Source organism: Pseudoclavibacter sp. AY1F1 (genome assembly GCF_002931075.1).
Lineage (GTDB): Bacteria > Actinomycetota > Actinomycetes > Actinomycetales > Microbacteriaceae > Pseudoclavibacter.
Map to the genome: position 1 here is coordinate 119,146 of NZ_PSTQ01000003.1, position 13,009 is coordinate 132,154.

Genomic DNA, 13,009 nt, shown 5'->3' on the forward strand with positions numbered 1-13,009 from the left:
TGATCGGCGGGAGTCCACATGGAGACGCGACGGCTCGAGTACCTCGTCGACCTCGAGCGCCTCGGTTCCATGCGCGCCGTCGCCGATCAGCACCTCACGACGACCTCCGTCGTGTCGCAGCAGCTTGCCCTCCTCCAGCAGGAACTGGGCGCGCACCTCCTCGAGCGGGTGGGACGTGGGGTGCGGTTGACTGCCGCCGGCTCGCGGCTCGCCGCGCGCGCATCCGGCATCCTCGCGAGCCTCGACGAGGCGAGGCGCGACTTCGACCCCGAAGCTGAACCGCAGGGAACGCTGCGCGTCGCGGGCTTCGCGACCGCCGCTCGGGCACTGTTCCCGATCATGCGCGAGCTCGCCGCGTCGCACCCCGGCGTGCGGCTCGTGCTCGAGGAGCAGGAACCCGACGAGGCGTTTGCGCTGGTCGACGCCGGCCGCATCGACCTTGCGCTGGTCTACGACTACACGCTTGCGCCCCTGCGCATCCCGCCCGGCTACGAGAGCAAGCGTCTGTGGGATGGGGAGTGGGGCATCGGCGTGCCGGACAGCGTCGCGACGGACCTCCCCGGCGGCGGCCTCGAGCCGCTGCCGAACCGAGACCTCATGCTCGCGCTCCGCAAGCGCGAGTGGATCGGCAACTCCAGAAACAACGCCGACGAGATCGCCATCGGCGTGCTCGCGTCGCTCGCCGACTACGAGCCGAACGTCACCCACCAGTCCGACGACCTCGCCCTCGTGGAAGACCTCATCGCCGCCGAGTTCGGGGTCGGGATGCTTCCCCTCACCCGCGAACCGCGCGACAACGTGCAGATCGTGCGGATGCAGCACCCGCCCATGCTGCGCGCATCCGCCGCGTACCTCCGCGGCACCGCGGAGTGGCCGCTGCTGCGCCACGTGCTCGACCGGCTCACCGCATCCTGACTCGCCGCCGACCGACTGCAGACGAACTTCGGGATGGTTGCAAGCCATCTGCGTGCGTGGAAGCCATCCCGAAACCGCGGGTGGCATCCTGGCCACAGCCCGCGGGTGCCGATGGCGGTCTCGGGATGGCAAGTTCGCTTCGTTCGGGGAAATTTCCCGCAACGAGGTGAGTTCTCCATCCGGAGAGCGGGTGTGCGCTGTGATTGGCGAGGTCCGGGCGGTCTCAGACGGAGTCGAGCTCGGCGAGCAGCGCGCGGGCGCGCTCGAGCTGCGGCGTCGCCGTCGCCGTCTCGGGCGCAGCCGAACTGCTGCCGGTCACGAGGGACTCGAGGTGCTCTCGGGCCAGGTGCCGCTGTCCAGTTTGGATCTCGCCTTCCGCGAGTCCGAGCAGCGCCCTGGCGCGTTCGTGCGCGTTCGCGGAGCCCTCGGCGACCTCGAGAGCGACGGCGTGGTGCCCGGCCGCATCCGCGACCCGGCCCGCCTGTCCGTGCAGTTCCCCCAGGTTGTTCCTCACCGACGCGACGAGCGACGAGTTGCCCATGGACTCGGCCAAGTTGAGCGCGGCACCGTGCTGTTCAGCCGCGGCGTCCGGGTCACCGAGGCCGGCAAGCGCGAGGGCGAGATTCGTGAGCGCGTAGGCGTGCGGCAGTCCGGCCTGGTGCTCGGTCAGGCGAACCGCTTCGCGCGCGGAGTCCGCCGCGCTCGAGAAGTCGCCGAGCTCCACCTCGACGTCGCTCAGGTTGACCAGCGCTACACCCGCGGCGACCTCGTCGCCCCGGTCGCGCGCGATCCGATGGGCTGCGCCGTGCCGAGTGCGGGCGCCCTCCACGTCGCCCAGGCGTCGCAGCACGATGCCCAGGTTGTCGTTGAGCGACGCCGCGAAGTGGTCGAGTCCGCCGTGCTCGGCAGCGGTGACGGCCTGCTCGAACCGGAGGGCCGCCTCGTCGAGGTCGCCGCCCTGCGCCGCGAGGATGGCGAGGGTATTCGACGCCTTGAGCACAAGCTCGTCGTTGCCAGCGTGCTCCGCGAGCTGCTGCGCACGCAGCAGCTCGGCACGCGCATACGGGCTGCCCATCCGCACGAGCGACTGACCGACGCGGTGCGCCGCCACCGCGATGGCGTTCGCGCTTCCGAGCGCTTCCGCGTGGCGGAGGGCCTCGCGGTGCACCCGCTCGGCGGTGCGGTGCCGGCCGTCGACGTCGAGGTGGTGCGCGACGAGCTCGCTGACCTCGACGGGCACCTCGGGTCGTCTGCCCCCGACTGCCGCGGAGAGCTCGATGAGCACTGGCAGTTGGGTCCGCCAGAACTCCGCCGCCCCGCCGTCGCCGAGCGGTGGCTTGAGCCCGGGGTTCCCCGACGAGTCGTTCGAGGCGTCGGAGTCCTCGGGCCTCCCCGAGCCGTCCGAGTCCCCCGAGCCGTCCGAGGCCGCCGAGCCGTCCGAGTCCGCCACACCGGCCGCCGGTCCTGCACCCGAACGTGTGCGCTCGAACGCGTCGGGGTAGCTGTTCTCGAGTGCCGCCCAGCCGCGTCGGAGGTAAAGGTCAAGCACTCGGTCGAGCGCGGCCCGGCGCTCAGCCGGGGTGTCCTCCTCGAGGCTGCGCGACACCGCGAACGATCGGACAACCGGGTGCAGCGTCGCCCTGGTCGAGCGCTGCACGAGCTGCGCCTCCTGCAGGGCATTCAGGATCGACGCCTGCGAGAGTGTCGAAGAGTCCGTGGATCCGCGCACCTCGGCGCGTGCATCCGCCACAACCCCGACGGCCGCCGTGTCGAGGCCGTCGCTGGGAACCGTCGCGAGAAGCCGCAGCAAGCGCTGGGCCCGCGCGTCGAGCGCCGCGTAGCTCAGCTCGATCGACGCCCGCAGCGGCCCATCCGGCGCCGTATCGCGCTCATCGAGCTCATCGAGGTGGTCGGCGAGCCGCCACTGCGGTCGCTGCAGGATGCGCGTTGCCAGCAGGCGCGCGGCGAGCGGCAGTCCGCCGGTTGCGGCCGCGAGCCCCTGCAGCGCCTCCGGCTCCGAGTCGGCGCGATCCGCCCCGATGCTGGCCCGCAGGTAGTCCATGGTCTCCTCGTCACGCCAGGGCGCGAGCTCGACGAGCCGCAGCCACGGCGCTTGCTCGGCCTCGTTCCGCGACACGACGATGGTGGGGGTGCGCAGCGCACGGAGGAGCGGCTCGAGGGGAGCGAGCTCGCTGACGTCGTCGACGAAGACCCCGATCCGGCGCTCGGCGGTGGCATCGGCGACTGCGGCGATCACCGACGCCTCGGCGTCGCGGGCCTCCGCGGGCACGTCGAGCGCGCGGGCCAGCGCATCCGCGAGCGAGCGCGCATCCGCAGCCCCGCCCTGGCTCAGCTGCTCGCGCAGGTCGACGACGACCACGTCGCTCATCATGTCGGTATCCAGCAGGGTTCGCAGCGCCTGGATCGCGAGCTCCGTCTTGCCGACCCCGGGCATCCCCGTGATCACGGCCGGTCCTTCGATCACCGTCAGCAGACGCAACTCGTCCGCCCGCCCGACCAGGGAAGGCTCGGGGCTGGCGGACGCTTCGAGGCCGAGCCGCGCGACCCGCAGCGCCGTGCCGCCGCTCAGCACGTGTCCGCACCAGTCTGACCACAGCTGCACGCCGAGATCGTCGACGCCGAGGGCCCGAACGATGTCGAGCACCAGGGGCACGTCGAGGCGACGGCGACCGAGCCTGAAGCAGTCGTAGACGGTCATGCGGCCGACCGTCGACTCCCTCGCGTGAGCCCCGCGGCCGACTCGAACGGCGCGCACTCGCTCCGTGAGCTCCGAGAACGACGGCGAACCGGCGCGCTGCCGCAGCTCCCGGAGGCGCCCGACGAGGTTGTCGAACGTCTCGGGCGGGAGGTCGGGATCGTCGAGGGTCGAGACCGGCGCGCTCATGCCGACGAAGGTAGCAGAGAGCGGATTGTCGCCTCCGCTGGCCGGCACGAGGGCCGGCGGGCCATCACGCGTCGACCCCGTACGGGTTCGTACGGGCTCGGGGTGCGGCCTTGCCGTGCTCGGATGCACGCCGCGAGGCTGGTGTGGCTGCGCCCTGCAACGAGGTGGCGCGGCCAGTGCCGGTGCTCGATGAAAGGTGACCTCCCCTATGACCACACGACGACGGACGCGGCGGCGCGCGGCCCTGTTCACTGGAGCCTCGCTCGCGCTCGGCGGGTTCCTCGCTGCGGCAGCGGCACTCCCAGCCTCGGCTGCACCCGCGACCGCCGGCAGCTACTCGGGCACCACCGACAGCGGTCGCGACGTCGAGTTCGACGTCGACGGCACCGGCGCGCTCACCGGCTTCTCGACCACCAGCACCTGCACGATCTTCGGCATGTTCCCGCAGACAATCTTCATCGTGTGGCCCGGCGACAACCCGGCCGTCGACGTCGAGGTCGGCGTGCCCTTCGACGTCGAATGGGAGCTGAGCGGCGGCAGCGGCACCACCACCTACGAGCTCTCCGGGGTACTGGATGCGGATGGCACCTTCACCGGGGAAGGACTGGCGCAGATGGACCTGCCCGTCCTGCCCTGTGTCGCCTCGCCCTTCGAGTGGACCGCCGCGATCGGCGGCGTGGCGCCGCAGCCGACGCCGACGCCGACCGCGACCGCGACGCCGACGCCCACGGCAACTGCGACGCCCACGCCGACGCCCACGGCAACTGCGACGCCCACGCCGACGGCGACCGCGACCGCGACCCCCACGCCGACTGCCACTGCGACGCCCACGGCAACCGCGACGCCAACCCCGACCCCAACGCCGACGGGCACCCCGACCCCCACAGCCACCCCGACTCCCGCCCCGGCACCCATCGGTGCGGAGGACCTGACGGATGAACTCCGCGGCGGCATCTCCGTGCCGGCATCCGCTGAGGTCGGCGGAACGATCGCCCTCGGCGTGGGCGCCGACTACGCGGGCGCGACGGTCAATGTCTGGCTGCAGACCCCGGAGCCGATCCTGCTCGGCTCGGTGCTTGTCGACGACGCCGGGAGCATCACCGTGACCCTGCCGGCCGAGCTGGAGCCCGGAGCCCGGACCCTCGCGGTCTCCGACGCCACCGACGCCGTGATCGGCTGGGACGCCATCGAGATCGTGCCGGGCGCATCCACGCCAGCACCGACGGCCGCTCCGACCCCGACCGTAACGCCGACCACGGCCCCGACCACCTCGCCGACCTCCACGAGCGGCGAGACACCGACGGCCTCCGCGTCGCCGACCGCGACTGCCGGCCCTGGGTCGACGAGCACGACCCCGCCAGCGGGCGGAACCCATACCCCTGACGCGCTCGCCAACACGGGCTTCGACGGCGCCGCGACCTTCGGTTGGATCGCCGGCATCGGCGCACTGCTGCTGGGGCTCGGAGCCTACGGGCTGACGCGCCGCCGCCACCAGAGCTGAGCTCGCTCGCAGGTCTGACAACGGAGGCGGGGGTCGCGCGCAGCGGCTCCCGCCTCCCTCATCGCTCGGTCACCTGACGAGGCCCATCCGCCACGCCCATGCCGCGATCTCGACGCGGTTGCGGGCACCGAGCTTCACGCTGATGTTGCGCGCGTGGGTCTTCACGGTCGAGACGGAGACGAAGAGGTCGGCCGCGATCTCCTCGTTGGTTCCGCCGCGCGCGACCGCGGTCGCGATTTCTACCTCGCGGTCGGACAGCTCGTGCTCAGCACCGGATGGAAGCTGCCTGGCCGCGCTCCCGGCGAGCTCGCCGAGCAGCCGCACCGTGATCGAGGGCGAGACGAGCGCGTCCCCGTCTGCCGCGGCGCGAACCGCTTCGACGAGCAGCCGGGGCCCCGCATCCTTGAGCATGAACCCGGATGCGCCGGCCTGCAGCGCCGAGCGCAGGTACTCGTCGGTATCGAAGGTCGTGACCATGACCACTCGCGGCGCGTCCGGCCGGGCGGTGATGATCCGTGTGGCGTCGAGCCCGTTCATCCCGGGCATGCGGATGTCCATGAGCACAACGTCTGGCAGGAGCCGCGTGGCTGCGGCGACCGCCTCGTCACCCGAACCGGCGACACCGACCACGCGGATGTCGCTTTCCGCTTCGAGGATCATGTGGAAGCCGGCGCGCACCATCTCCTGGTCGTCGGCGAGGACGACGGTGATCATCGCTGCGGCTCCAGGGGCAGGGTGGCCGAGACGGTCCACGTGTCTGGGGTGTCGGCGCCCGCGCGCATGGCCCCGCCGAGCGCCGTGACCCGCTCGGACAGGCCAATGAGCCCGAACCCGGCCGGGCCCTCCTCGCGGGCGCCCGCGCGCACCCCGTCGTTCTCGATCTCGAGCAGCAGCTCGGCGTCGACCACGCGCACCGACACGGCGGTGGTCCCCTCGGGCGCGTGCTTGCGCGCGTTCGTGAGCGCCTCCCTGACCACGCGGTATGCCGACTCGCCGACGCCGGGCGGCAGGGGAGCATCCGCATCCTCAAGGTGCAGGGTCGTGCGCTCGTGGCCGGGGTCGAACCGGTCGACGAGCGTCGGGATGTCGACGAGGCCGTAAGGCACGGTCACGGGAGCGGGCTCCCCATCGGTGCGCTCATCGCGGATCGCGCCGACCATGCGACGCATGCCGGCGAGCGCCTCGGTGCCGGCCGCCTCGATGGCGGTCAGGGCCTCGGTGGTGCGCTCGGGGTCGGCGCGGGCGACCGCGAGCGCCGCCTGCGCCTGCACGACGATTCCGGTGACCTGGTGCGCGACCACGTCGTGGAGCTCCCGCGCCAGCTCCAGCCGCTCCGCTCGCCGGGCGGCCTCGAGCGCGGATTCGCGGCGCAGGCGCACGAACCGGCCGGCGACGCCGCCGATGACGGCGCACCCCCACACCAGGACGGCGAGGAGGATCGCGGTCTCGTCGACACCGATGCGCAGCAGCGTGATGGCGAGTGCGACGACCAGTGCGCTGGCGCCGACGGCGATCGCGCCTCGGAGGGAAGCCGCTCGCACGCCGAACACCGTGAGCACGACGAGGGCTGCCGACTCGGTCAGCGAGAGCCAGGGGAAGCCGGCGGATGCGGCGACCCCGGAGCCGAGGAGCGAGACCGCGAAGGCGGAGGCCACGGTCACGACGACGGGCAGCCGGCCGCGGGCGAGCGCGAGTGCAGCCACGACGAGGGTGACGAACGCGGTCGCCAGGGCACCGGCGATGAGACCGTCGGCGGGGCCGGTCTCCGGGACGACCGCAAGCCGGGCGGCGAGCTCGAAGTCCACCACGAGCAGCAGCGCGAGCGCCGCGAACTCGGCGATCTTCGGCGCGGCCTTGAGGCGGGCTGCAAGCGACCCGAGCCGCCCTCGTCCGCCATCGCTGCTTGTCGTCACGCCTCCATCTTCGCGGACTCGCCGCAAGCTGGACTCCGTTTCGCGGGCAAATCGTTCGAAGGAACGAGCGCGGCGGGCATGACCGTCCCCTCGGTCGACGCGGGCAGCCGTTCTCAGCTCAGAGGGTGGATGCATGACTTCAGACCTCGGCGACTTCCGTTCCCCGCCCTCCGCCCCGCCGGTTCCGTTGGCCGCTCGAGCCATCGACGTCGTGCGCGAGTACGGCGACACCGGCAACCGCGTCCGCGCCCTCGACGGGCTGAGCCTCGACCTGCCCGCGAGGCGGTTCACGGCCATCATGGGCGCATCCGGTTCTGGCAAGTCGACCCTGCTGCACTGCCTCGCGGGGCTCGACCAGCCGACCTCCGGCCGCATCCTGCTCGGCGATACCGATCTCGGGCGGCTCGACGACGCGGCCCTGACGGCTGCGCGGCGCGACCGGGTCGGGTTCGTGTTCCAGGACGGCAACCTGCTCCCGCACCTCACCGCGGGCGAGAACATCGACCTGGGCGCGTCGCTCGCGAGGCGTCGCCCCGAGCGCGGCTGGCGGGCTGAGCTCGTCGAACGCCTCGGCATCTCCGACCGGCTCCGGCACCTGCCGGCGCAACTCTCCGGCGGCCAGCGCCAGCGGGTCGCCGTCGCGAGGGCCCTGCTCGGGCGCCCCGACCTCATCGTCGCAGACGAGCCGACGGGCGCCCTCGACAGCGAGTCGGGCAGCTCGCTGCTCGCACTCCTGCGCGCGTGCGTCGACGAATACGGGCAGACCGTGGTGATGGTCACCCACGACCCGGTGGCCGCCGCCGTCACCGACGAGGTTGTGCTGCTCAAGGACGGCAGGGCGGCCGGCAGCCTGAGCTCGCCCACCCGCGGTCGGGTGCTCGAGCACGTCGCGGCGCTCGCGGCCGGAGCCGGGGTGCCCGCATGATCGTCATCCGCGCGGCCGCGAGAAGCGTCCTCCGGCGGCCCGGCCAGGGGGTGCTCATCGGCATCGCGATCGTCGCGGCGACGGCCTTCGCGGCGGCGTCGCTGCTCATCGCCCTCAACGCGAGGACCGCGCTCGTCGCGTTCGGCATGAGCACGCCCGCTGCGGCGGGTGCCGTGGTCATCCCGCCGAGCGATCTGACGTCGGAGGCGGCCACGGAGATCGCCGAGCGAGCGCGCACGCTCGCCGGCGTGGATGAGGTCGCCGTCGAGTACCTCGGCGACGTCGAGGTGCAGCTCGGCGGCACCACCGCCGTCTGGAAGCTGACGAGCGACCCCGGCTCCGGCCCCCTGAGCGGCATCGGCGAGTTGTCCGCCGGCACCGCGCCGGAAGTCGGCGAGGTGGTCATCGGCACGAGCACAGCCGAGCGCTCCGGGGCGACCGTCGGTGACGTCTTCGTTGCGGGCGGTCGTGAACTCACGGTCGCGGGGATCGGCCAGGTGCACGAGTTCGGGCAGGACGTCGCCCTCATCCGAGAAAAGGATGCGGTGGCGCTCGGCGGGTCGATGGCCCCGGTTCAGATCTTCATCACGGGTGACCCCGACCTCGATGTGCTGAACGCGGTCGCGGGGGAGAGCACCGTCGTGGGCGGGGAGGAGCGCCGCGCGGAGGAGGCCCGCTCGGTGACCGACACGCTCGTGGGCGTCTTCGGTGCCCTCACCGTTTTCGTCGGCCTCGCCGTGCTGTCGGCCGTCGTGATCGTGAGCTCGACCTTCCGCATCCTGCTCGCCCGCCGGGCCGCCGAGCTCGCGCTGCTGCGCTGCGTCGGAGCATCCCGCGCCCAGGTGCGCCGCTCGGTGCTCGTCGAGGCGGCGTTCATCGGCCTCGTCGGCGGAGCCGCGGGCGTCGCGGTCGGGCTCGCGGCCGCCGCGGCGCTCGTCGCGGCGGCCAGAGGCGCCGGGCTGCTCGATGCGCCCTTCGACGCCGCGCCGGCGGGACTCATCGCGTGCCTCGTCCTCGCCGTGTGCTGCTCCATCGTCGCCGCACTGCCAGCTGCGCGGGCGGCGGGTAGGACCTCACCGGTCGCCGCGCTCGGCGAGGCTCGCTCCTCGGATGCCCGCCCGCTGCGAGGTGCGCCTCGCCTGCTCTTCGCTGTCGCAGCGATCGCCGTCGCGGCCGTCGCCGCGTTCGCGGGGGTGGCTGTCGCGGCGACCGACGAGTTCCTCGGTCTCGCGCTCGCCGCGCTGAGCGGCACGCTCGTCTTCGCGGCGCTCGTCGCCGTCGGGCCCTTCCTCATCCGCTGGTCGGCGCTCCTGCTGCGGCCTCTCGCATCCAGGTCGGTCGCGCTGCGACTGACGATGTCCAACGCGCGTCGCGCATCGCGTCGCACCGCCGCCATGACCACCGTGCTGACGCTGGGCGTCGGCCTCACGGCGGCGCTCACCGTCGGCGTCGCCGGTGCGACCGCCGACGCCCAGGAGAGCGTGGCCCGCAACTTCCCGACCGCGGCCATCATCCCCGTCGATCTCGTCGACGATCCCGATGCGGTCGTCGAACGCCTGTCGGCGGACCCGTCCGTGGAGGCACGCCTCAGCGCGGCCGACATCCTCATCGACCCGGCGCCCGGGGTGGCGCCCGAGGCGCTGCGCTCAGCCGTGCTCGACCGCCTGGGCCCGGGCGTCCCCGTATACTGGGCCGCCGATGTCCAGGCGGGCATCGAGCAGACCATCCGCGTCGGGCAGCTCATCGGGGCGGCGATGATCGGCGTGACGCTGCTCGTCGCGATGATCGGCGTGACCGTGACCCTCGCGCTCTCGGTCGCCGAACGACGGCAGGAGATCGCGCTGCTGCGGGCCCTGGGCGTCAGCCGGTCGGGGACTCGCCGGTCCGTCGCAGCCGAGGCCGCGCTCGCCGCCATGGTCGGCTCGACGATCGGCGTCACCGTGGGCTGCGGATACGGGCTGCTCGCCCTGCACGTCCTCGGTATGTCAGGCGGTGTGCCGCCGTTCGGCACGCTCGCGGTGCTCGGGGTGGGCGTGATCGCCACCTCGGTGTTCGCCGCGGTCGCCCCCATGCGAGCCGCGAGCCGCGTGCAGCCGGCCATCGGCGTGGCCGCCCGCTGACGCTGACGCTGACCGCTGACTGACGCGCTGACCGCTCGCTGACGGCCAGTCTCGGGATGGGTTCCACGCTTCGGGATGGGTTGCAAGCCATCCCGAAGTGAGGAAGCCATCCCGAAACGAAGCGGCGGGGGCGGCGGCGGCAGCATCGCCGGGCGGCGCGAGCGGATGCGGCGGCGCGCTAGATCCAGCCGCGCTCGCGGGCGACGACCGTCGCTTGCTGCCTCGTCGCGACGGAGAGCTTGCCAAGCACTGAGGACACGTGGTTGCGCACGGTACCGGGGGAGAGGTGCAGGGTGCGCGCGATCTGCGCGATCGTCTCGCCGCGCTGACCGGCGCGGAGCACGTCGAGTTCGCGGTCGGTGAGGGGGCTGCGTTCGTCGGCGAGCGCATCTGCTGCGATCTCGGGGTCGACGTAGCGTCGGCCAGCCGCGACCCGTCGGATGATGTCGGCCACCTCCTCAGCTCGGCGAGATTTGGGGATGAACCCCTCAACTCCCGCAGAGAGTGCGCGCCGCAGCACCCCGGGCCTCGCGTGCCTGGTGACGACGATGCACCGCACTTCGGGCAGGCTCTGCAGGCGCTCGGCGACTTCGACCCCGTCGAGGCCCGGCATCTCGAGGTCGAGGAGGCAGATGTCGGGTTTCAGCCGCAGTGCCTCTTCGACCGCGGCGGTGCCGTTGCTGCATTCGGCGATCACCTCGAGGTCGTCCTCGAGCCGCAGCAGTGAGGCGAGGGCCGTGCGGATCATGTCTTCGTCGTCGGCGAGCAGTACTCGGATCATGCGTGTTCCCCCAAGGGTGCTGCGGCATTGCTTGCCGTGATGGGCAGGCGAACCTGCACGGTGAAGCTGGTGCCGTCGTTCCACGCCTCAACTTCGCCGCCGCTCGCTTTGAGGCGCTCACCCATGCCGGTGAGGCCGCTGCCCCAGGCGATATTGGCTTCGGTCCCGGTTCGCTCTCGGTGTTTGGCGGCGTCGTTGACCATGCGGTACACCCACGCTCCACCGTCGTTGGCGAGTTCGATCCGGGCGTGGGCGCCGTCGCCGTGCTTGAGCACGTTGGTGACGCTTTCGCGCACGATCGGGCCGAGCAGGTCTGCGGGGGCGGATGCAGCGCCGACTCCCACGTGCATCCGCACGTCGTGCCCCGCGGCGCGGAGCAGGTCTGCCGCGTTCTCGAGCTCGTCAGGCAGGGGAACCCCGCGGAAGCTCGTCGCGAGGGCTCGGGTGCCGGCGCGAGCCTCGTTGACGGCGCCCTGGGCCGCGCGGATCTGCTCGGCCGCTGCCGTTGGGTCCCTCGCGAGAAGGCGTTCGGCGAGCTCGAGCTGGAGCGCGATGACCTGCAAGTGGTGACCCTGCAGGTCGTGGACGTCGTTCGCGAGGCGCAGACGCTCGCGGGTAGCGGCGAGCTGGCTCTCTGCTGCGCGTGCGCGGTCGAGCTCGAGCACGATCTCCCACCACCAGAGGGAGAAGGCCGTCATGAGTGGGGTCATCACCACGAAGAAGCCGGGGGCTGCGAAGGCATCGACCGGAATGCCCTGCTCGCCGAACTTGCGGGCTTCGAGGAACATCACGATGCCGATCGCGATCGTGGCGCCGACGACGACTCGCCACCTGACCCCTGGGGTCCACGGGCGCACGGCCAGCACGAACCCGACCACGGCGACCGCCGCGAGGAACGATGATGTGCCGATGCCCAGCAAAGCCGCGCTGAGTGCGGCGAGTCCGAGGCCGATGAGATGCAGGCGCGAGGGGCGATGCACCTCGCCGTCGCGGGCCGCATACACGCTCGGCCGGTAGTCGAGGAGCAGCAGGACGCCCGCCGCGAGCCACGCGATGCCGCCAGCGGAGGTGAGCGGGAGGTGCCAGGGGGTCTCGAGGTCGGGTGACACCCACGCCCAGAGCACCCAGAACACGACCGCGAAGCCGGCGAAGACGAGCACGCCGACCGCCGTGTACCACCAGGTGGCTGTGACGCCGCGGGCCAGCGCGATCTCGCCGATGCGTGGAGTGCTCATCCCTCCACGGTAGGCCAGGGCGCAGCCGTGCACCCCTGACATTTGTCACGAACCCGCGCGTGCATCCTCACGAGGACAGGTGACGCGGCGGCACTGCCGCCTGGCGTGCATCCCGGGTGGAATGGAGTCATCACAGCAGCACCCCCGAGCTGCCGTCCGACTCGCCAACCTGACCGCCCCGAAAGGCACACCATGAACCCCATCGCAGAGCTCATCCTCGGCTTCCAGAACCTCATGGCCGGCCTGCCCGAATGGCTGCAGCCGCTCATCGTCGCCCTCGCCGGCGCCGTTCCCTTCATCGAGGGTGAGGGGGCCGCGTCCATCGGCATCATCGGCGGCATCAACCCGATCATCGCGGCAGTTGCCGGCGCGATCGGCAACTTCGTCGCCGTGGCGCTTGTCGTGTACCTCGGCGCGGGCATCCGGGCCCGCTTCGCGAAGTCGCCGGCGGATGCCAAGCCCAAGACCGCGAACCGCGAGAAGTTCCAGCGTGCCTTCAACCGCTACGGGGTCGCCGGCGTGAGCCTTCTCGGCCCGCTGCTCCTCCCGACGCACTTCACGGCAGCGGCGCTCGCGGGCAGCGGCATCTCGAAGGGGCGCGTGCTCGTCTGGCAGGCGGTCGCGATCGTGCTGTGGACGACGCTGCTGACCCTCGTCATCACCGGAGTCATCGCGTTCGCGGTGTGATCCGGGCTCTCGAAATCGGCCAGCCGC

Annotated in this window: 10 protein-coding genes; 5 read left to right on the forward strand and 5 right to left on the reverse strand. The window is 72.2% G+C overall.

The features are described from left to right. Nucleotides 1-18 precede the first annotated feature (18 nt). A complete protein-coding gene (locus C5B85_RS06760) occupies nt 19-915 on the forward strand; it encodes a LysR substrate-binding domain-containing protein (RefSeq protein WP_104285262.1) in 897 nt (298 codons plus the stop codon). Nucleotides 916-1,138: 223 nt separating this feature from the next. On the opposite strand, the gene C5B85_RS06765 is transcribed toward C5B85_RS06760, so the two are convergent. Next, nucleotides 1,139-3,820, reverse strand: a complete 2,682-nt coding sequence (locus C5B85_RS06765) for a tetratricopeptide repeat protein (RefSeq protein ID WP_104285263.1) — start codon at nt 3,818-3,820, stop codon at nt 1,139-1,141. Between the two features lie 208 nt (nt 3,821-4,028). Here C5B85_RS06765 and C5B85_RS19145 point away from each other — a divergent pair, with 208 nt between their 5' ends. Beyond that, entirely contained in the window at nt 4,029-5,321 is a 1,293-nt protein-coding gene (locus tag C5B85_RS19145; protein WP_181064315.1) for a hypothetical protein, read from the forward strand. 69 nt (nt 5,322-5,390) lie between these two features. Here the strand turns inward: C5B85_RS19145 and C5B85_RS06775 are convergent, their stop codons facing one another. Beyond that, nucleotides 5,391-6,035, reverse strand: coding sequence for a response regulator transcription factor (locus C5B85_RS06775; RefSeq protein WP_104285264.1), 645 nt, complete (start codon nt 6,033-6,035; stop codon nt 5,391-5,393). Further along, a complete protein-coding gene (locus C5B85_RS06780; RefSeq protein WP_181064316.1) occupies nt 6,032-7,234 on the reverse strand; it encodes a sensor histidine kinase in 1,203 nt (400 codons plus the stop codon). The genes C5B85_RS06775 and C5B85_RS06780 overlap by 4 nt, the downstream gene beginning before the upstream one ends. A gap of 133 nt (nt 7,235-7,367) precedes the next feature. Here C5B85_RS06780 and C5B85_RS06785 point away from each other — a divergent pair, with 133 nt between their 5' ends. Together C5B85_RS06785 and C5B85_RS06790 are read left to right on the forward strand one after the other, a co-directional pair. Next, entirely contained in the window at nt 7,368-8,159 is a 792-nt protein-coding gene (locus C5B85_RS06785) for an ABC transporter ATP-binding protein (protein ID WP_104285539.1), read from the forward strand. Next, nucleotides 8,156-10,279, forward strand: coding sequence for an FtsX-like permease family protein (locus tag C5B85_RS06790; RefSeq protein ID WP_104285266.1), 2,124 nt, complete (start codon nt 8,156-8,158; stop codon nt 10,277-10,279). The genes C5B85_RS06785 and C5B85_RS06790 overlap by 4 nt, the downstream gene beginning before the upstream one ends. A gap of 178 nt (nt 10,280-10,457) precedes the next feature. On the opposite strand, the gene C5B85_RS06795 is transcribed toward C5B85_RS06790, so the two are convergent. Further along, nucleotides 10,458-11,060, reverse strand: a complete 603-nt coding sequence (locus tag C5B85_RS06795; protein WP_104285267.1) for a response regulator transcription factor — start codon at nt 11,058-11,060, stop codon at nt 10,458-10,460. Continuing rightward, nucleotides 11,057-12,295: a sensor histidine kinase gene (locus C5B85_RS06800; RefSeq protein WP_181064317.1), complete on the reverse strand. Its 1,239-nt coding sequence runs from the start codon at nt 12,293-12,295 to the stop codon at nt 11,057-11,059. Before C5B85_RS06800 ends, C5B85_RS06795 begins: the two co-directional genes overlap by 4 nt. A 192-nt stretch (nt 12,296-12,487) precedes the next feature. On the opposite strand from C5B85_RS06800, the gene C5B85_RS06805 reads away from it, so the two are divergent. Next, entirely contained in the window at nt 12,488-12,982 is a 495-nt protein-coding gene (locus C5B85_RS06805) for a small multidrug efflux protein (protein WP_104285269.1), read from the forward strand. The last annotated feature ends 27 nt before the right edge of the window (nt 12,983-13,009 follow it).